Here is a 16976-nt window from a genome sequence, read left to right as displayed (position 1 = left end):
GCATCACACCACCGAGAAGACGAGGACGACGACGATGGCAACGGATACCCAGACCACGCGGACCGTGTCCGAGAAGTTCGTGGAGCGCCTGGGCGCCCAGGACCCCGAGGGCATCCAGGAACTCTTCGCCGAGGAGATCGACTGGCACGTCCCCGGAAGCGACGCGCTGCCCTGGACCGGGCGCCGTACCCGCCGGGAGGAGGTCGCGCCGTACTTCACCACGATGTGGCCGCACTTCGCGCCCGGCATGAGCCAGGTCGTGCTGGAGCGCGTCATCGTCGAAGGCGGCGACGCCGTACTGCTGGCGGTCTGGACGCACACCGCCGCGGCCACGGGCAAGGAGTTCACCACACCGGCGGCCATGCACCTGGTGGTCGAGGACGGGCGGATCGTCCGCATGCACCTGTACGAGGACACGCTGAGCGTCGGGCAGGCGTTCAACGCCGGCTGACGCCGCGGCCCGGGACCGGAACCGGCGCGGTCAGGAGGGGTGGACCCCGTCGAACAGGGCCAGGGCCTGGGCGGGGTCCGGGCCCACCAGGCGCTGCAGCCCTTCGGTGGTGATGCGCGCCCAACCGGCGGCGCGCTCGCGCATGCGCTCCTCGAAGCCGCGCATCGCCGCGTCCAGGCGCGCCGGGTCCGAGGGGTCGGCGCCGGCGACGGCCTCGGCGAGTTCGGCCCCCTCCAGCAGCGCCAGGTTCGCCCCCGCCCCCAGCGGGGGCATCAGGTGGGCGGCGTCGCCCAGCAGCGTCACCCCGGGCACGTGCTCCCAGGTGTGGGAGGCGGGCAGGGTGTACAGCGGGCGGCGGACGAAGGAGGTGCCGCGGCGCACCAGCTCCAGGAGGGGGTCGGCCCACCCGTCGAACAGGGACAGTAGGCGTTCGCGCTCGGCCGACGGGCCGGCGCCCCTGGCGCCGGTGCGCTCGGGCTGCGGCGTGCGGAACTGGGCGTAGACCTTGGCGCGGCCGCCGCTGGTGCGCTGGGCGACCAGGGAGCGGCCGGGGCCGTAGGCGGCCACCGACCCGTCGCCGATGAGGCGGGCCAGGTCGGGGTGGTCCCGGTCGAGGTCCTCCAGGCCGGATTCGACCATGGTGACGCCGGTGTAGTGCGGCACTGCGGCCGAGACCGCCGCCCGGACGCGGGACCGCGCCCCGTCCGCGCCGACGACCAGGTCGAAGGCCTCCCGGTGCCCGTCGGCGAAGCAGGCGAGGGCGCCGCCGCCGGGCCGGGGCACCGCATGGGCCACTGCGCGCCCCCACTGCACGTCCAGGGGGCCCAGAAGCAGGCGGCGCAGGTCACCGCGGTCGATCTCGGGGTTGGCCTCCTCGCCGGGGCGGGGCCGCCAGTCGCGCAGGACGGTGCCGTCGGTGTCCAGGATGCGCATGGCCTGGCCCTCGGGGCGGGCCAGCGCGCGGAAGCCCTCCAGCAGGCCCGCCTTTTCCAGGGCGAGCAGGCCCAGCCCTTCGTGCAGGTCCAGGGTGCCGCCCTGGGAGCGTGCGCGGGGGTGGGGGTCGCGTTCGAAGACGGCGGCCCGGTGGCCGTTGCGGTGCAGGACGCGGGCCAGGGCCAGGCCCGCGGGCCCGGCGCCGACCACGGCGATACGGCGGCTCATGTCGATACACTGTATTTTCCCGATACGGCGTATCGCAACAGTACGGTGGTTCCATGACTGTGTGGGACCGTCCCGAGCCGCCGAAGGGCCCCGCGCCGCTGGACCGGGCGCGCATCGTGGAGGCCGCCGTCGGCCTGGCCGACGAGGGCGGGCTGGATGCGGTGACGCTGCGCAAGGTCGCCGCCCGGCTGGGCGCCGGGCCGATGCGGCTCTACGGCTTCATCTCCGCCAAGGAGGACCTGTTCGACCTGATGGTGGACCGGGTCTACGCCGAGATCGTGCCCGCCGCACCGCCCGGCCACTGGCGCGAGGCGCTGGACGGGCTGGCCCGCCGCACCCGGGGGGCCGCCCTGCGCCACGAGTGGCTGGCCGACCTGCTCGGCGGGCGCCCTGCGCTGGGGCCCAACGCCCTTGCGGCGGGCGAGGCGCCGCTGGCCGCGCTGGAGGGCCTGGCCGATGCCGACACCGCCTGGCGGGCGGTTCAGACCGTCACCGCCTACACCATCGGCGCCATCAGGCGCGAGGTGGCCGGGCTGCGGGCCGAGCGCGCCACGGGCCTGTCCGAGGGGGACTGGCAGCGCGAGCAGGGCCCGCACCTGAGGCGGATGCTGGACTCGGGCCGGTTCCCGGCGCTGGCCAGGGCCGTGCACGAGGGCAGGCACGGCGGCGCCGAGGAGTCCTTCGCCGAGGGCCTGGAGTGGGTCCTGGACGCCGTGGCCGCCCGGCTCGGCCGGGCGCCGGCCTGAGACGCGCGCGGCGTCTGGGCCCATGGCACCGCCGGGGCCCAGCCCTCACCCTGCGGTCAGGCGCCGCAGTGTCCACGGGTCGTGGGCGCACACCACCTCCACCCCGCCGCCGTGTTCGCCCGCCAGGCCCCGCAGCGCCTCCCGGGTCGCCTTGCGGGCCTTCTCATCGACCTGCGCCCCCTCCTGGACCAGGTCCAGCAACGGGTGCCCGTGCGGGTCCCGGGCCGCCAGCTCGCGGTGGTAGAAGAAGGCGTCGCCCGCGTGCAGCAGCCATCCCCGCCCCTTGCGCACCGCCACCCCCGCGTGGCCCCGGGAGTGTCCGGGCAGGGGCACGAGCAGGATGTCGGGCGGCAGGCCGCGCAGCTCGCGCGCGCCGGGCAGGCCGAACCAGTCCTGCCCGCCGTCGGCGGGGTAGGTGGACCAGCGCGGCCCGTGCGCCAAGTGGGCGGGGCGGTAGCGGGGGTCGGGCGCCTCGGCGCGGGCCGCGTGCAGCTCCTCCTGCAGCACGTGCACGGTGGCGGCGGGGAAGTCGGGCAGTCCGCCGGCGTGGTCGACGTCCAGGTGGGTGAGCACGATGTGGCGCACGTCGGCCGGGTCGTGCCCCAGCGCGCGGACCCGGTGCACCGCGGTCTCGCGGGGGTCGAGGACCGGTTCGACCGCCTGCCTCCAGCCGGGGTCCAGGGTGCGCTCGGGGTGGCGTACGTCGTTCAGGCCCAGGCCGGTCTCCACGAGGACGAGCCCGTCGGCGTCGGTCTCCAGGAGCAGGCTGTGGCAGACCGCGCGGGCGGGGGGCAGGCCGGTGTCGGCGGGTTCGAGCAGGAGCATGGAGCCGGTGTTGATGTGGTGGATCCGCATGCGCCTACACTGCTACTTGAAGTGCGCTTCAAGTCAACCGCGCCGGGCGCGGGAAAGGGGGCCGGGCATGGGGGCACAGGCGCCGGAGGCGGGGCTGCTGGACATCGGCGAGGTGGCGCGGCGGACGGGGCTGGCCCCATCGGCGCTGCGCTACTACGAGAAGGAGGGGCTCATCGCCCCCGCGGCGCGCAGCGGGCTGCGCCGGGCCTATGACCCCGGGGTGCTGCACCGGCTGGGGGTGCTCGTGTGCGCGCGCAGCGCGGGTTTCACGATCGCCGAGGTGCGCGCGTTCCTGACCGGCACGCCCGGTGACGGGGAGCTGCGCGGGCTCCTGGCGGCCAAGGCGCGCGAGGTGGACGAGTCGATCGGGCGGCTGGAGCGGCTGCGCGACAGCCTGGCGCACGCCGCGGGGTGCGACCACGACCCGCTGGTGGAGTGCCCGGAGTTCAAGCGCGCGGTGGGCCGGGTGCCGGGCCCCGGCGAGGACCCCTGCGGCCCGGACGGGGGGTGAGCCCGGTCGGGCCGTGCGGCCGGGCGGCGCGTGGCCGCCGCAGGGGAGGAGTTGCGCGGGGAGGCCGGTGCCCGTGTGCGGGTACCGGTCCGCTCCCGGCAGCGGTGGAGGGCGCCGTCTACCGCATCGTGCAGGAGGCGTTGACCTGGCGTATAGGGCGTGAGCCCCGTCCTTGAGGGCGGGGTCAGCCCGGATCCGGGCCGTAGGTGCTGAGCTGCACGGGGCGGCGTTGCTCCTCGATGTACTGCCGCACCACCGACAGCGCAGCGCCGCCGCAGGAGGCGGCCAGGTACGACGGGGGCCAGAAGCGCCCGTGCATGGACCGCCCGGTCCACGCGGCCGGCGAAGTCGGGGCTGGTGACCCCAGGGGCGGGACTGGGGGTGCGGGGCGCCGATGAGTCGGGGCCGCCCGGGGCGTCTGTAGGGGGAGTGGGCGGATATGAGCCCCCGGACCCGAGGAGGATGCCGTGATCGATCTCGAGGGGGCCTGTGCCCGCCTGGCGGACCTGGTGTCGGAGGTCTCCGTCGCCGACCTGGACCGGCCCACGCCCTGCGCCGACTTCACCGTCGCCGATCTGCTGGACCACCTCGACGAGGTCGCGCGCGGGTTCACCGCGCTGGCCGGAGGCGGCGCGGGCGGGGTCGGAGGCGCGGGAGGGCAGGGCCGGGCGGGGCTGCCCCGGCGGCTGGAGGCGCTGGGGCGCGCCTGGGCTTCCCCCTCGGCCTGGCGGGGCGCGACCGAGGCGGGCGGGGTCGAGCTGGCCAATGAGGTCTGGGGCAGGATCGCCCTGACCGAGGTGGTCGTGCACGGCTGGGACCTGGCCCGGGCCGCAGGGCGGGGCTTCGACCCGCCCGAGGCGGCCGTGCGGGCGTGCCTGGAGCACGTGGCCGATTTCGTGCCCTCGGCGCCGGTGCCCGAGCTGTGGGGGCGCCCGGTCGCGGTGGCCGAGGACGCGCCGCTGCTGGAGCGGGCGGTGGCGATCACCGGCCGCGATCCCGGGTGGAGGGCCCCCTGAGGCCCTCCACCGGGAGTGCGGCCGTCTAGGGGTGTGCGGCCGGGACGCGGCCGGAGTGCGCCAGGAACGGCACGACCGCCTCGGCCATCTCCTCGGGGACCTCTTCGGCGAGGTCGTGTCCGGCGTCGAAGACGTGGCCGGTCACGTCGTCGGCCACGTGCCGGGCCTGGGCCTCGTTGCGCTCGCCGATGAACGCCGAGCCGCCCAGCGCCAGTACCGGGATGTCGAGCCTGTTCCGTGCGGCCTGCCGGTTCTGTTCGGCGTCGGTGAGCATCGCCCGGTAGACGGAGAGCATGGCGCGGATGCCGCCGGGCATGGAGTAGCAGCGCACGTACTCCTCGATGGCGTCGGGGGTGGCGCTGTCGGGGCGGCTGCGCTCGGTCTTGATCATGTGGGTGATCAGCTCGCGCTCGTGCCCGGCGATGAGCATCTCGGGGACGTCCGGCTGGAAGTAGAGGCCCAGGTGCCACAGGTGCATGCCGCTGTCGATGTTCTCCGGGGTCAGGGCGGTGTGGTCCTCGAAGCCGAAGCCGGGCAGGAGCGCCTCGGCGAAGACGAGGGCGCGGACGTCGGTGCGGTGGCGGGCGGCGAGCTGGTATCCGATCACGGCGCCCCAGTCCTCGCCGACGACGGCGTAGGTGCGGTGGCCCAGGCCCGCCATCAGGGCGGCGATGTCGTCGCTCATGGTCGCCGAGTCGTAGCCGCCGGCGGGGCGGGCGGAGTCGCCCAGGCCGCGCAGGTCCGGTACGACGACGGTGTGGTGCGGGGTCAGCCGGGGGACGAGGTGGCGCCAGTGGTAGCCGGTCTTGGGCACGCCGTGCAGCAGCACCACCGCGGGGCCGGAGCCGGCCGTCCGGTAGTGCAGGTCGGTGCCGTTGGCGGTGGCGCGTCCGGTGCGCAGGGGGGTGCCGTGCTGGTCGTGCATCATGGGCGGGGGCCCTTCCGGTCCCGGGGGCGGCCCGGGACGATTCTTGAGCGTACGTTACAGATTCAGGGCGTGAAAAAGTCAGTCGAGGGCGGCCAGGGCGACCTCCACGAGGGGTTCGTGCGCGCGGACGTCCGGGGTGATCTTCGCCGAGACCAGCAGCCCGTTGAGGAAGGTGACGAGGTAGGCGGCGAGGGTGTGCGGGTCGTGCCGCGGGGAGATCCCGCCCCGTTCGATCGCCGCGTGCAGCACCTCGGCGAGCGCGTCGCGGGTGGCGTCCTGCATGTCGCGCACCACGCGCCGCAGTGACGCGTCCTGCGGCAGGCGTTCGCAGGCCGCGTTGACGGCCAGGCAGCCCCGGCCGTCGCGCCCTACGGCGATGCGCAGGCGCTCGGCCAGCAGTGCGCGGACCGCTGAGCGGGCGTCGGCCTGCTCTTCCAGGTCGCGCAGGGCTGCGGCCGCGAGTGTGGTGCGGTAGTGCTCCAGCGCGGCGCGGTACAGGCCGTCCTTGCCGCCGAACGCCGCGTACAGGGAGCCCTGTCCGATCCCCAGGTGCTGTGTCAGGTCGCGCACCGAGGTCGCCTCGTAGCCGCGCGTCCAGAACAGCTCCATGGCGCGGCCGACCGCCGCGTCGGTGTCGAACTCCCGGGTCCTGGCCATGGGGCCGACCGTAGGTTATCTGGATCGATCGGTCAAGAATTCGGCGTCCAGGCGCCGAGGGGCCCACCCGGGCCCCAGGCGCCCGTCGGAGGCGGCGTGCCTGACGGCCCCCGCCGCGCCCGGGATGACCGCCGCAGGTCAGGGGCCTGCCGACGGCCCCCGGGTGCCCGCGGGACCCCCGTCCCGCCCCCGCGGCCGGGCTCCTGGAGGGCATCCGCCGCCCCGCGCCTACGGTGTGCTTCTGGTCTCCCCTGCCGCCCCCGGTGCCCGCGCACCGCCGCCTATCGCCTAGGCTGGGGGCGCGGCCGGAGCCAGTGACCGTCGGGGAGGCCGCGACCCTTGAGCGCCCGCGGCCCCATGGGATGGGGCCGGAACCGGGCATGCGGCGAGAGCGCACTGCGGACGCGCGGCGTCGCGAGGGACAGGTCCGCGCCCATCCACCCCGCAGCAGCCTGCGGGCACCCCCGCGTGCCCGCACCGCGCGATGCCCCGACGGACACGACGCCCGCGTCCTTATTTGGAGATACATGGCATCCGCCGCATCCGCCCTTGCCGACCACGCCGCCGCCGAGCTCGACCCCGAGCTCGGATTCGACGCGCCCGACGCCCGGGACGGGCACCTGCCCGAGGAGTCCGGCGCCGAGGCCGCCGGGCCGGCCGCCGAGGAGGCGGCCCCGGAGGGCTTCGCCGCCCTGCCCCTGGGCCCGCGCCTGCAGGCCTCGGTGGCCGAGGCCGGCTTCACCGACCCCACCCCCATCCAGCGCGAGGCCATCCCGCCGCTGGTGGCCGGGCGCGACCTGCTCGGCCAGGCCGCCACCGGAACCGGCAAGACCGCCGCGTTCGCCCTGCCCATCCTGCAGATGCTCGCCGACCGCCCCGAGCGCTCCTCGGGCGCCCCGGCCGCCCTGATCCTGGTGCCCACCCGCGAGCTGGCGGTGCAGGTGTGCGAGGCGGTGGAGTCCCTGGGGGCCGTCGCCCGCGCCCGGGTGCTGCCCGTCTACGGCGGCACCCCCATCGGGCGCCAGCTGCGCGCCCTGGAGCGCGGCGTGGACGCGGTGGTGGCCACCCCGGGCCGCGCCCTGGACCTGATGGGCCGCGGCGGCCTGGCGCTGGACCGGCTGTCCATGGCGGTGCTGGACGAGGCCGACGAGATGCTCGACATGGGCTTCGCCGAGGACATCGAGCAGATCCTGGAGCAGACCCCGGCCGACTGCCAGCGGGTGCTGTTCTCGGCGACCATGCCCTCGCGCATCGAGGCGCTGGCCCAGAGCCACCTGAGCGACCCGGTGCGGGTGCGCATCGCCCCGGAGAAGCGCGCCCAGGGCGAGGCGCCGCGCGTGCGCCAGTGCGCCTACCAGGTGCCGCGCGGCTACAAGGAGGCGGCGCTGGCCCGGCTGCTGGAGGCCGAGGAGCCCGGCGCGGCCATCGTGTTCTGCGCGACCCGTGAGGAGGTCGAGCGGGTCACCGAGGCGATGAACGGGCGCGGCCGCCGGGCCGAGGCCCTGCACGGCGGCATGGGCCAGGAGCACCGCGACCGGGTCATGGGGCGCCTGCGCTCGGGGGCGGCCGACCTGCTGGTGGCCACCGACGTGGCGGCGCGCGGCATCGACGTGGACCACCTGACGCACGTGGTGAACTTCGGCCTGCCCGCTGCCCCCGAGTCCTATGTGCACCGCACGGGCCGGGTCGGGCGCGCCGGGCGCGAGGGCGTGGCGCTGACCGTGATCGAGCCGCGCGACCAGCGCCGCCTGAAGGCGGTGCGCCGCGCCACGGCCAGCCCGATCGAGGTCGAGCAGGTCCCCACCGTCGAGCAGATGCGGCGCCGCCGCCTGGAGCGCACCCGCCGGGCGCTGCACCGGGCCCTGTCGCAGGGCGAGGACCCCGGGGCGGGGGCGCCGGGCGCCGAGCCCGCGGACCTGGACGAGGTCCTGGGGTCGCTGCGCGAGGAGTTCGGGGCCGAGCAGGTGGCGCTGGAGGCGCTGCGCATGGCGCACGGGGCGCTGGCCCCGGCCGCCCACGACGAGCAGGACATCCCGCAGGTGCCGGTGCGCGCCGAGGGCGACCGGCGCGGGCGCCGCGGTGAGCGGCCCGAGCGGGACCGGGGCCCCCAGGGGCCGGGCCGCCGCTCGGGGCGTGCGCCCTCGGGGGACCGGGTGCGCCTGTTCGTGGGGGCCGGGCGCAGCGCCCGGGTGCGCCCCCAGGACCTGGTGGGCGCGATCGCCGGGGAGGCGGGCCTGAGCGGCCGCGACATCGGCGCGATCGAGATCGCCGAGCGGTTCTCCCTGGTGGAGGTGCCCGCCTCGGACGCCGACCGGGTGATCGACGCCCTGCAGGGCGCGATGATCAAGGGCCGCAAGGCGGTCGTGCGGCGCGACGCCCGCGAGGGCGGCGGGCCGCGCCAGGCCCCCAAGCGCCGTCCGGCGGGCCGCGGCCCCCGCGACTGAGGCGGGGCCGGGTCGGCGAAGGCCCGGCGGTTGGAGCAGGTTCAGGGGGGCGGCGCATGCGCCGCCCCCCTTTTTTTGTGCGGTCGCGTCCGCTGGAGTGGTGCCGTTCCCCTCTGGCCGGGTCGGCGCGGTCGGCACGACGCAGGGGGAGGCCGGGCGCCGCCGTCGCGGGCGGCCTTGGGTGTGCGCAGCTTCTCGAGGTCGGTCAGTGGCGTGTTGTGCAGGGCCGGGCGCGAGCGCAGGAATCCTCCGGCCCGGGTGAGGAGGTCCTCGGCGTCGTGGGTCAGGTGCCAGTCATCGGTGGGCATGCCCCATGGTCTACAGGTGCCGCCGGCGACGGCGCCCCCTCGCCCCGAAGGGGTCGGCGCGCGGGCGCTGCGGAGGCGCTCATGGGGGCACGGACTCTTCGCCCAACCTCCTCTTTCACCGTCACGCTGCCGCCCGGGATGAGCGCCGAGGGCCTCGCCTACGCCGCGCACGGCGCTTGGGCCACGGCGCAGGGCATCGCCACGGCGGCGGGCCCGGGCGATGCCGCGCCGGCCCTGGGCGAGAACACCCCCGGTGCCGCCGCCCTGCAGCGCCGTTGGGAACAGGACGGCAGGGACTCTCCCTGGGCCTAGCGGCCGCCCGCTCGGGGCCGGCGCGCTCCGGTGCACAAGTCGGCCCCGATCCTGTGTGGGGCCTCTCCGACCGGCATCCGCGTTCGGGGGTCCCGGCGGGTCGCGGCGTGCAGCTCGGCCTCCGGCAGTCGATACGCCCAGGCGGAGTTCCGGGGGGCTGCCAGCGCTGGTCGGCGGACGCTGTGGTCAGCCGCGGGCGGGACCGCCCGAGGGGGCCTGCTGGGCCGGTGGGCAGGGGCCGCTGTTGTGGAGGGCGTACAGGACCATGTCCCGGCGCTCGCCTGCGACCTGCCTCCACCGGCGCAGCAGCGCTTCGCGGCGGAAGCCCGCGCGCTGGGCTGTGCGCAGGGACGCGGTGTTCCACGGCTCCACGTGCAGCTCCAGGCGCGCAATGCCCAGCCCGTGCAGGGCCCAGTCCGCGGCCGCCTCCAGCGCCGCCGAGGCCGCCCCCCGCCCCCGGCCCGAGGCGGCCAGCCAGTACCCCAGCGATGCGCACTCCTGGCCGGGGTCCTTGAGCCACAGGCCCACACTGCCGATGGGGCGGCCCTCGGGGGCGACGATGACGAACGGGTAGCCCCCGCCCCTGGCGGTGCGCTGCCACTGGCGCCGCACGAACTCCTCCCCCTCGGCGTCGGTGTAGGGGCGGGGCACGGTGGTGATCGCGGGGATGTAGTCGTCCTGGGCGGCCTGCCGGACCAGTTCGAGGTCCGGGCCCGCCAGTTGCCAAGGGCGCAGTGTCAGGCCGGTGCGTGCGGTGAGCCGGGGGACGCGGTCGGGCAGCTCCATGGGCGCATTGTGCCGTGCGGGCGCCCGGCGCCGAAGCGGCCCCGGACACAGGGGCGCGGGCGGCGGGCGGTGGCAGGAATGGTGGTGACCCCGTCATTGCCGACACGCCCGGCACCGGACAGGCTGGGGCCATGAGCGAGCGCACCGTCGTCGTCGCCCTCTTCGAGGGCGTGCAGAGCCTGGATGTGGCCGGGCCCATGGAGGTCTTCGCCGTCGCCGACGCCTACAGCCGCGCCGGCGGCCGCGGGCCCGCCTACCGCATCGTGCAGGCCAGCGCGGACGGGGCGACGGTGCGCTGCTCCAGCGGCATGGGGCTGGCCCCGCAGGCGTCCCTGGACGAGGTCGGGCCGGTCGACACCCTGGTGGTGCCGGGGGGCGTGGGCACCCTGGAGCCCGACGGGCGCCTGGTGGAGTGGCTGGCCGCCAACGCCGCCGCGGCCCGGCGGGTGGTGTCGGTGTGCTCGGGCGCGTTCCTGCTGGGGGAGGCGGGGCTGCTGGAAGGGCGGCGCGCCACCACCCACTGGGACCTGTGCGCGAGCCTGGCCCGGAGCTTCCCCGGGGTGCGCGTGGAGTCCGACCCCATCTTCGTGCGCGACGGGCGGGTGTCCACCTCGGCCGGGGTGACCGCCGGGATCGACCTGGCGCTGGCGCTGGTGGAGGAGGACCTGGGCCAGGACGCGGCCCTGTGGGCGGCCCGGGTGCTCGTGGTCTACCTGCGCCGGCCCGGCGGGCAGGCCCAGTTCAGCGCCCACCTGGCCGCCCGGGGCGCCGACCGGCCCCCGCTGCGGGAGCTGCAGCACTGGATCGCCGAGAACCCGGGCGCCGACCTGTCGGTGGAGGCGCTGGCGGCCCGGTCGGGGTTCTCCCCGCGCCATTTCGCCCGGGTCTTCGCCCGCGAGGCGGGCATGACGCCGGGCCGGTACGTGGAGTCGGTGCGCCTGGACGAGGCGCGGCGGCGCCTGGAGGAGACCGACGAGGGGGTGGACGCGGTGGCGCGGGCGTGCGGGTTCGGGTCGGCCGAGGCGATGCGGCGGGCGTTCACCCGCAGGCTGGGCTGCTCGCCGGGGCGCTACCGGATGCGGTTCCGCACGGCCGCCTGAGGGCCGGGGCCTGGGGCCGGGCGGGGGCCGCGCCCACAGGGGCGGCGCGGCGCACCCGGTCCTGCCGCACCCGTTGACGACTACCGAAAGTGAGTGGACAAATGCAGATCGCCATCGTTGTTTATGACCGGTTCACCGCCCTGGACGCGGTGGGCCCCTATGAGCTGCTGTCCCGCCTGCCCGGGGCCGAGACGGTGGTGTGCGCCGAGGAGCGGGGGCCGGTGCGCAGCGACACCGGCGTGCTGGGGGTGAGCGCCGACGCGGCCCTGGAGGAGGTGCGCTCGCCCGACATCGTGCTGGTGCCCGGCGGTCCGGGCCAGCGCCTTCTGATGGAGCGCGAACCGCTGCTGGAGTGGCTGCGCGCCGTGGACGCCGGGGCGACCTGGATGGCCACGGTGTGCACCGGGTCGCTGCTGTTGGCGGCGGCCGGGCTGCTCAGGGGCAGGCCCGCCACCACCCACTGGGCGGCGATGGAGGGGCTGTCGGCCTACGGCGCCGTGCCGCTGCCCGAGCGGGTGGTGCGCGACGGCAAGTACGTGACGGCGGCGGGGGTGTCGGCGGGCATCGACATGGCGCTGGAGCTGTGCGGGCGCATCGAGGGCGAGGAGTTCGCCCAGGCCCTGCAGCTGGCCGTGGAGTACGACCCGCAGCCGCCCTATGACGCCGGGTCGCCCGCCAAGGCGCCCGAGCACCTGGTGCGCATCCTGCGCGAGAACCCCGAGAAGGTCCTGGGCGGCTGAGGCGGCGCGGGGCGGGGCCGTCGCCCCTGCTGCACCGGCTCGCGATGATCGCGAAGCGGCGCAGCAGGGGCGTGGTCGTAAGCCGAAGATGGTCCGAGTGGCACGCCCTACGGAGAGCGGGGCTTGCGCCAGGTGAGCGAGTAGCGCCGCAGCACGTGGCGCCGGTAGCGCACACCCGGCAGCAGGCGGTGGGCCGAGCGGCGCACCTGGGCGTAGCTCATCTGCGGGTCGGCCTCGGGCATGCCCTGCGGCCCGCGCGCCCGGAGCGCGACCTTGGCCGTGCGCACCACGGGGGCGCAGGCGGTCCAGATCGCCAGGTCCGCGGGGCCGTCCTCCCGGGCCAGCCCGACCACCGCCAGTACCCCGCCGGGGCGCAGCAGCGCCCGCATGCGCTCCAGCGCCGCCGTGAAGTCCATGTGGTGCACGGTCGAGACCGAGCACACGAAGCCGAAGGCGCCCTCGGGCAGGTCGGCGGTCAGGAAGTCGCCGGTGAGCAGGTCCAGGCCGGGCGCGTCGGCGTGCTGGGCGCGGGCCAGGGCGGTCATGTCGGGTGAGGCGTCGATCCCGGTGACGTCGGGGCACACCGCCGCGAGCCGCCGCGCCAGGAGCCCGTCCCCGCACCCCACGTCCAGCGCGCGTGTACACCCCTGGGGCACGGCGCGCAGGATGCCGCGGTGGCGGGCGACGTTGGTGTTCCAGTACGGCGCGCGGGGCGGTGTTCCCATGCGCGCAAGACTAGGAGGCGTGCGGCGCCGGCGCGCCGCACGGCCGTAGGCCGGAGCCGGATCCGGGGGCGGCGGTTGCGCGGCGGGCGGTGCGGGTCACCCGGCCCGCGCCAGCGCGCGGGCCAGCATGTCGGCCGCCTCGTCCATGCGCCCGGCCGGGGTGGCGGCATAGCCCAGCACCAGCCCCGGCTCCCCGGTGCGCACCCGGTGCCAGGACAGCGGGTGGACCTTGGCGCCCTCGCGCAGCGCCGCCCGTGCCAGGGCGGTGTCGTCGAAGGCCGGGCCGTCGGGGCCGCCGGGGAAGGTCACCGTCAGGTGCAGGCCCGCGGCCGCCCCGTGCACGCGGGCGCGGGGCAGGCGCTCGGCCAGCGCGGCGATGAGGGCGTCGCGCCGCCGCCGGTGCCGTCTGCGCAGCAGGCGCAGGTGGCGTTCCAGCTCGCCCGACTCCATCAGGCGCGCCAGCACCAGTTGCGGCAGTACGGCGCTGCCCAGGTCGGCGAAGCGCTTGGCCTCCACCAGCGCGCCGTGGTGGCGCTCGGGGGCCAGCGCCCAGCCCAGCCGCAGCGCCGGGGCCAGCAGCTTGGACACGCTTCCGGTGTAGAAGACGTGGTCGGGCAGCATGGCGCGCAGGGCGGGCACCGGCGGGCGGTCGTAGCGGTGCTCGGCGTCGTAGTCGTCCTCGACGGCCAGGCCGCCGGTGCCGCGGGCCCAGTCGATGAGGGCGCGGCGCCTGTGGGGGGCCAGCACCGCGCCGGTGGGGTACTGGTGGGCGGGGGTGAGCAGGACCGCTCGGGCGCCGGTGGCGTGCAGCGCCTCCACCCGCACCCCGTCGGCGTCGACGGGCACCGGCGGGGTGGCCATGCCCCAGTGCGCCAGGTGCTGGCGCACCCCCAGGGAGCCGGGGTCCTCCACGGCGACCTCCCCCACCCGCTCGGCGGCCAGGACGTGCGCCACCAGGCCCAGCGCCTGGGCGGTGCCGGCGACCACGACCACCCGTCCGGGGTCGGCGCGGATCCCGCGGTTGCGGGCCAGCCAGGCGGCGGCCGCCGCGCGCAGCGGGGCCGCGCCGCGCGGGTCGCCGTAGCCCAGCAGGGCGGGGGAGGCCTGGGCCAGGACGGCGCGTTCGGCCCGCAGCCAGGCGGCGCGGGGGAAGGCGGCCAGGTCCGGTACGCCCGGGGTGAGGTCGATGCGGGCCGGTGCGGCGCGCAGGGCGTCGAAGACCCCGGGGCCGGGGGCGCCGGTGAAGGGGTCGGCGGGCGCGTGCCCGGTGTCGGGGGGCGGGGGCGCCGGGGCGGTGGCCGGTGCGGCGACCACCACGGTCCCGGCGCGGCCGCGCCGGGCCACGTGCCCGTCCTCGGCCAGGCGGCGGTAGGCCTCGGTGACGGTGCCGCGGGCCACCCCGAGTTCGGCGGCCAGGCGGCGGCCGGGCGGCAGGCGCGAGCCCAGGGGCAGGCGGCCGTCGCCGATGGCGGTGCGCACGCTCTCGGCGATCCAGTGGGACAGGCCGCCGGGCGGGGCGTGGGCGGGGTCGAGCTGGAGGAAGTCGGCCCCGGCGTGTTCGGACCAGTCGGGCGGGGTGTGTTTGGCTCTGTCCACCGGTCCATTGTGGCGGGAGGGTGGGGGCCATGGACGGTGCGGTGTCGGCGGAGTTTCTGGTCACGTGCCTGGTGGTGGCCGCGCTGCCGGGCACGGGGGCGGTGTTCACCATGGCGGCCGCCGCGGCGCGCGGTGTGCGGGCGGGGGTGGTGGCGGCGCTGGCGTGCACGCTGGGCACGGTCCCGCACGCGGCGTTGGCGGTGGGCGGGCTGGCGGCGCTGATGCAGGCCGGGTCGGCGGTGTTCGCCGCCGTGCGCTGGGCGGGGGTGGCCTACCTGCTGTTCCTGGCCTGGCGGCTGCTGCGGGAGCGGGGCCCTTTGGCGGCCCCGGCGCAGGAGGGGCCGCAGCCGGTGCTGCGGGTGCTGGCCTCGGGGGTGGCGGTCAACCTGCTCAATCCGAAGCTGACGGTGTTCTTCCTGGCGTTCCTGCCGCAGTTCGCGCCGGGCGGGCCGGGTGCGGGCGGGGCGGCGGTGATGGCGGTGCTCAGCGCCGTGTTCATGGCGGTGACCTTCGCGGTGTTCGCGCTGTACGGGGGCCTGGCCGCGCTGGTGCGCGGCCGGATCGTGCAGGGCGGGCGCGCGGGGGTGTGGGGGCGGCGCGTCTTCGCCGGGGCGTTCGCCGTGCTGGCGGTGCGTCTGGCGGTGGACGGCGTGTGAGGCCTGGGCGGGTGTGGACGAGCGGACGATTCGAAAGGGGACGAGGTATGCGGTTCGAGCACTCAGACCGGGTCTGGGAGGAGTTCCCCTCCCTGGCCGCAGGCGTGGTGCGGGCGCGGGGCGTGGGCGGTCCGGCGCCGGTGGACGAGGCGGTCTCGGCGTTCGAGAAGCGCGCGCGGGCGCGGCGGGCGGCCGAGGGCGAGCTGGAGCCGATCCGCGCGTGGCGGCGCGCCTATGCGGCCATGGGGTTCAAGCCGACCAAGCACCGGTGCGCGGCGGAGTCGCTGCTGCGGCGCTGGCGCAGGGAGGGGGCGCTGCCGCGGGTGCACCCGCTGGTGGATCTGTGCAATGCGGCGTCGCTGGCCTATGCGGTGCCGGTGGCGGTGGTCGACGTCGCGGGGGTGGGCGGGGACCTGCAGGTGCGCCACGCCCGGGGGACGGAGGAGTTCACCGACCTGTCGGGGCGGGTGGAGCGTGTGGAGCCGGGGGAGGTGGTCTACGCCCAGGGGGCGGGGGTGGCGCACTCGCGGCGGTGGGCGGGGCGCCAGAGCGCCGCCTCGGGCGTGGGGCCGGGCACGGGTGAGGTGCTGGTGGTGGCCGAGGGCCTGCACGAGGGGGCGGCCGGTGATGTGGGTGAGCTCGCCGCGGAGTTGGCCGAGTGCCTGGGCGCGCTGTGGGGGGCGCACACGTCAACGGCGGTGCTGGAGGGGAGTGCGCGCGTGTTCGAGTTCTGAGTCCGCCGTCCCACCCGCGGGCCGCGGGCACGCCCCGGAGCCGGTTCGGCGACCCGGTCCAGCTCCTCCCGCCTTTGGGGTCATGCGGGTGCGGGGGCATCCGGCCGCCAGCCGGTGGCCGCGAGGGAGGCCACCGGGGGGAACAGCGGCTCGGGCAGCTCGTCCCAGTCGTGCCAGGACCAGCCCTCGGTCTTGTCGGGCTCGACGACCCGGGGTTCGCCCTGGGCCTCCACTCGGTGGTGCAGGGTGATGTAGTGCAGCCCCTCGGGGGCGAACACGTCGCTGGTCCAGCAGATGGGGGAGATGCGCACCGGCCGCAGCCCCGTCTCCTCCCGGAGTTCGCGCGCCGCGGCCGCCTCGGGGGCCTCGGCCGCGTCCACCTTGCCGCCGGGGAAGGACCAGGTACCCGACCCGTGGGCGCCCCTGCGCCGCCCGAGCAGCACGCGCCCCTGGCGCACGACCACGGTGCTGGCGCCCAGCAGCGGCCCGCGCGGGGGGACCTGCGGGGCCGGGCGGGCGGGGTCCCAGGCGGTGAGGCGGTCCAGCAGCGCGTCCGGCCGCCCGGCCGAGACGACGATGGCGCGGTGGCGGCGCCGGATCAGCCCTTGGCGGGCGAAGTGGTCGAGCAGGCGGGCCAGGTCGCTCCAGTAGCCGCCCACGTCCAGCAGCCCGACGGGTTTGGCGTGCAGCCCGGCCTGGGTCCAGGAGGCCGCCTCGGCGATGTGGTCCAGGGTGTCCAGGCCGCCGGGCAGGGCGATGAAGGCGTCGGCCAGTTCGGCCAGGGCGGACTTGCGCTCGTGGTGGGTGGCCACCGTGCGCAGGTCGCGCAGGCCGGGGTGGAGCGTCTCGCGGGTGCGCATGGACTGGGGGACCACGGCGGTGGCGCGCCCTCCGGCGGCCAGTGCGGCGTCGGCCACGCGCCCGGTCAGGCCGCGGTCCGATCCGCTGTAGACCAGGCCGATCCCGCGGTCGGCGAGCAGGGCGCCCAGCTCCTCGGCGGCGCGGGTGAAGGAGGGGTCGGTGCCCGGGTCGGACCCGGCGAGGACGCAGACGCGGTGGAGGGTCATGGGGCACATGCTCGCACGGATGCGCTGGACCCCCTGACCGCTCGTGCAGGGGCGTGCGCGCCCCGGCGCCCGTTTCCGGGGGCGGGTGATCCGGCCGCGCGGGGACCAACGTCCCTGGGGAACGCCGCCCGGCCCCCGGGAGACTGGAGGGGGTGCTCCGGCACGGGGCCGAGGGCGCCCGGC

Annotated in this window: 18 protein-coding genes and 1 pseudogene; 10 read left to right on the top strand and 9 right to left on the bottom strand. The window is 76.9% G+C overall.

What is annotated here, in order from left to right:
- The first annotated feature begins 34 nt into the window (after positions 1-34).
- Positions 35-451, top strand: coding sequence for a nuclear transport factor 2 family protein (locus O4U47_RS19825; protein WP_270679404.1), 417 nt, complete (start codon positions 35-37; stop codon positions 449-451).
- Between the two features lie 30 nt (positions 452-481).
- Here the strand turns inward: O4U47_RS19825 and O4U47_RS19820 are convergent, their stop codons facing one another.
- Positions 482-1612 (bottom strand): FAD-dependent oxidoreductase, encoded by a 1131-nt coding sequence (locus tag O4U47_RS19820; protein ID WP_270679403.1) that lies wholly within the window; start codon positions 1610-1612, stop codon positions 482-484.
- Between the two features lie 53 nt (positions 1613-1665).
- Between O4U47_RS19820 and O4U47_RS19815 the strand changes: the two genes are divergently transcribed.
- Positions 1666-2358 carry a TetR/AcrR family transcriptional regulator gene (locus O4U47_RS19815; protein WP_270679402.1) on the top strand — a complete coding sequence of 231 codons (693 nt, stop codon included), beginning with the start codon at positions 1666-1668 and terminating at the stop codon, positions 2356-2358.
- A 45-nt stretch (positions 2359-2403) separates the two neighbouring features.
- Here the strand turns inward: O4U47_RS19815 and O4U47_RS19810 are convergent, their stop codons facing one another.
- Entirely contained in the window at positions 2404-3213 is an 810-nt protein-coding gene (locus tag O4U47_RS19810) for an MBL fold metallo-hydrolase (protein WP_270679401.1), read from the bottom strand.
- A 67-nt stretch (positions 3214-3280) separates the two neighbouring features.
- On the opposite strand from O4U47_RS19810, the gene O4U47_RS19805 reads away from it, so the two are divergent.
- The gene (locus O4U47_RS19805) at positions 3281-3724 is read left to right on the top strand and encodes a MerR family transcriptional regulator (RefSeq protein WP_270679400.1); all 444 of its coding nucleotides are present in this window, start codon (positions 3281-3283) and stop codon (positions 3722-3724) included.
- A gap of 184 nt (positions 3725-3908) precedes the next feature.
- On the opposite strand, the pseudogene O4U47_RS19800 reads toward O4U47_RS19805, so the two are convergent.
- Positions 3909-4043 (bottom strand): annotated as a pseudogene (locus tag O4U47_RS19800) (transposase); the annotation flags it as partial.
- Positions 4044-4191: 148 nt separating this feature from the next.
- Between O4U47_RS19800 and O4U47_RS19795 the strand changes: the two are divergent.
- The gene (locus tag O4U47_RS19795) at positions 4192-4740 is read left to right on the top strand and encodes a TIGR03086 family metal-binding protein (protein WP_270679399.1); all 549 of its coding nucleotides are present in this window, start codon (positions 4192-4194) and stop codon (positions 4738-4740) included.
- 25 nt (positions 4741-4765) lie between these two features.
- On the opposite strand, the gene O4U47_RS19790 is transcribed toward O4U47_RS19795, so the two are convergent.
- Together O4U47_RS19790 and O4U47_RS19785 are read right to left on the bottom strand one after the other, a co-directional pair.
- Positions 4766-5668, bottom strand: a complete 903-nt coding sequence (locus O4U47_RS19790; protein WP_270679398.1) for an alpha/beta fold hydrolase — start codon at positions 5666-5668, stop codon at positions 4766-4768.
- Between the two features lie 78 nt (positions 5669-5746).
- The gene (locus O4U47_RS19785; protein WP_270679397.1) at positions 5747-6325 is read right to left on the bottom strand and encodes a TetR/AcrR family transcriptional regulator; all 579 of its coding nucleotides are present in this window, start codon (positions 6323-6325) and stop codon (positions 5747-5749) included.
- Positions 6326-6852: 527 nt separating this feature from the next.
- On the opposite strand from O4U47_RS19785, the gene O4U47_RS19780 reads away from it, so the two are divergent.
- The gene (locus O4U47_RS19780) at positions 6853-8769 is read left to right on the top strand and encodes a DEAD/DEAH box helicase (RefSeq protein WP_270679396.1); all 1917 of its coding nucleotides are present in this window, start codon (positions 6853-6855) and stop codon (positions 8767-8769) included.
- Between the two features lie 446 nt (positions 8770-9215).
- Positions 9216-9389: a hypothetical protein gene (locus tag O4U47_RS19775; RefSeq protein WP_270679395.1), complete on the top strand. Its 174-nt coding sequence runs from the start codon at positions 9216-9218 to the stop codon at positions 9387-9389.
- Between the two features lie 186 nt (positions 9390-9575).
- Here the strand turns inward: O4U47_RS19775 and O4U47_RS19770 are convergent, their stop codons facing one another.
- Positions 9576-10175: a GNAT family N-acetyltransferase gene (locus tag O4U47_RS19770; RefSeq protein ID WP_270679394.1), complete on the bottom strand. Its 600-nt coding sequence runs from the start codon at positions 10173-10175 to the stop codon at positions 9576-9578.
- Positions 10176-10306: 131 nt separating this feature from the next.
- Here O4U47_RS19770 and O4U47_RS19765 point away from each other — a divergent pair, with 131 nt between their 5' ends.
- Positions 10307-11275 (top strand): GlxA family transcriptional regulator, encoded by a 969-nt coding sequence (locus O4U47_RS19765; RefSeq protein WP_270679393.1) that lies wholly within the window; start codon positions 10307-10309, stop codon positions 11273-11275.
- Between the two features lie 101 nt (positions 11276-11376).
- Complete coding sequence (locus O4U47_RS19760; protein WP_270679392.1) at positions 11377-12015, top strand: DJ-1/PfpI family protein; 639 nt, start codon at positions 11377-11379, stop codon at positions 12013-12015.
- A gap of 107 nt (positions 12016-12122) precedes the next feature.
- On the opposite strand, the gene O4U47_RS19755 is transcribed toward O4U47_RS19760, so the two are convergent.
- Complete coding sequence (locus O4U47_RS19755) at positions 12123-12740, bottom strand: class I SAM-dependent methyltransferase (RefSeq protein WP_270679391.1); 618 nt, start codon at positions 12738-12740, stop codon at positions 12123-12125.
- Between the two features lie 96 nt (positions 12741-12836).
- Positions 12837-14336 (bottom strand): MocR-like pyridoxine biosynthesis transcription factor PdxR, encoded by a 1500-nt coding sequence (pdxR, locus tag O4U47_RS19750; RefSeq protein WP_270679390.1) that lies wholly within the window; start codon positions 14334-14336, stop codon positions 12837-12839.
- 29 nt (positions 14337-14365) lie between these two features.
- Here pdxR and O4U47_RS19745 point away from each other — a divergent pair, with 29 nt between their 5' ends.
- Both O4U47_RS19745 and O4U47_RS19740 read left to right on the top strand, forming a co-directional pair.
- Entirely contained in the window at positions 14366-14992 is a 627-nt protein-coding gene (locus O4U47_RS19745; protein ID WP_270679389.1) for a LysE family translocator, read from the top strand.
- Between the two features lie 47 nt (positions 14993-15039).
- Entirely contained in the window at positions 15040-15726 is a 687-nt protein-coding gene (locus O4U47_RS19740) for a B3/B4 domain-containing protein (RefSeq protein ID WP_270679388.1), read from the top strand.
- 80 nt (positions 15727-15806) lie between these two features.
- On the opposite strand, the gene O4U47_RS19735 is transcribed toward O4U47_RS19740, so the two are convergent.
- The gene (locus O4U47_RS19735; protein WP_270679387.1) at positions 15807-16793 is read right to left on the bottom strand and encodes a TIGR00730 family Rossman fold protein; all 987 of its coding nucleotides are present in this window, start codon (positions 16791-16793) and stop codon (positions 15807-15809) included.
- Positions 16794-16976 lie beyond the last annotated feature (183 nt).

Origin of the sequence: Nocardiopsis suaedae, from assembly GCF_027706745.1 — a bacterium.
GTDB lineage: Bacteria > Actinomycetota > Actinomycetes > Streptosporangiales > Streptosporangiaceae > Nocardiopsis_A > Nocardiopsis_A suaedae.
This window is presented reverse-complemented; position numbering and strand designations above follow the sequence as displayed.

Coding starts and splice junctions, on each gene's coding strand:
- O4U47_RS19790 (WP_270679398.1), bottom strand. CDS start 5,668: ATGATGCACGACCAGCACGGCACCCCCCTGCGCACCGGACGCGCCACC.
- O4U47_RS19805 (WP_270679400.1), top strand. CDS start 3,281: ATGGGGGCACAGGCGCCGGAGGCGGGGCTGCTGGACATCGGCGAGGTG.
- O4U47_RS19755 (WP_270679391.1), bottom strand. CDS start 12,740: ATGGGAACACCGCCCCGCGCGCCGTACTGGAACACCAACGTCGCCCGC.
- O4U47_RS19740 (WP_270679388.1), top strand. CDS start 15,040: ATGCGGTTCGAGCACTCAGACCGGGTCTGGGAGGAGTTCCCCTCCCTG.
- O4U47_RS19820 (WP_270679403.1), bottom strand. CDS start 1,612: ATGAGCCGCCGTATCGCCGTGGTCGGCGCCGGGCCCGCGGGCCTGGCC.
- O4U47_RS19765 (WP_270679393.1), top strand. CDS start 10,307: ATGAGCGAGCGCACCGTCGTCGTCGCCCTCTTCGAGGGCGTGCAGAGC.
- O4U47_RS19735 (WP_270679387.1), bottom strand. CDS start 16,793: ATGACCCTCCACCGCGTCTGCGTCCTCGCCGGGTCCGACCCGGGCACC.
- O4U47_RS19785 (WP_270679397.1), bottom strand. CDS start 6,325: ATGGCCAGGACCCGGGAGTTCGACACCGACGCGGCGGTCGGCCGCGCC.
- O4U47_RS19810 (WP_270679401.1), bottom strand. CDS start 3,213: ATGCGGATCCACCACATCAACACCGGCTCCATGCTCCTGCTCGAACCC.
- O4U47_RS19815 (WP_270679402.1), top strand. CDS start 1,666: ATGACTGTGTGGGACCGTCCCGAGCCGCCGAAGGGCCCCGCGCCGCTG.
- O4U47_RS19760 (WP_270679392.1), top strand. CDS start 11,377: ATGCAGATCGCCATCGTTGTTTATGACCGGTTCACCGCCCTGGACGCG.
- O4U47_RS19825 (WP_270679404.1), top strand. CDS start 35: ATGGCAACGGATACCCAGACCACGCGGACCGTGTCCGAGAAGTTCGTG.
- O4U47_RS19770 (WP_270679394.1), bottom strand. CDS start 10,175: ATGGAGCTGCCCGACCGCGTCCCCCGGCTCACCGCACGCACCGGCCTG.
- O4U47_RS19745 (WP_270679389.1), top strand. CDS start 14,366: ATGGACGGTGCGGTGTCGGCGGAGTTTCTGGTCACGTGCCTGGTGGTG.
- O4U47_RS19775 (WP_270679395.1), top strand. CDS start 9,216: ATGAGCGCCGAGGGCCTCGCCTACGCCGCGCACGGCGCTTGGGCCACG.
- O4U47_RS19780 (WP_270679396.1), top strand. CDS start 6,853: ATGGCATCCGCCGCATCCGCCCTTGCCGACCACGCCGCCGCCGAGCTC.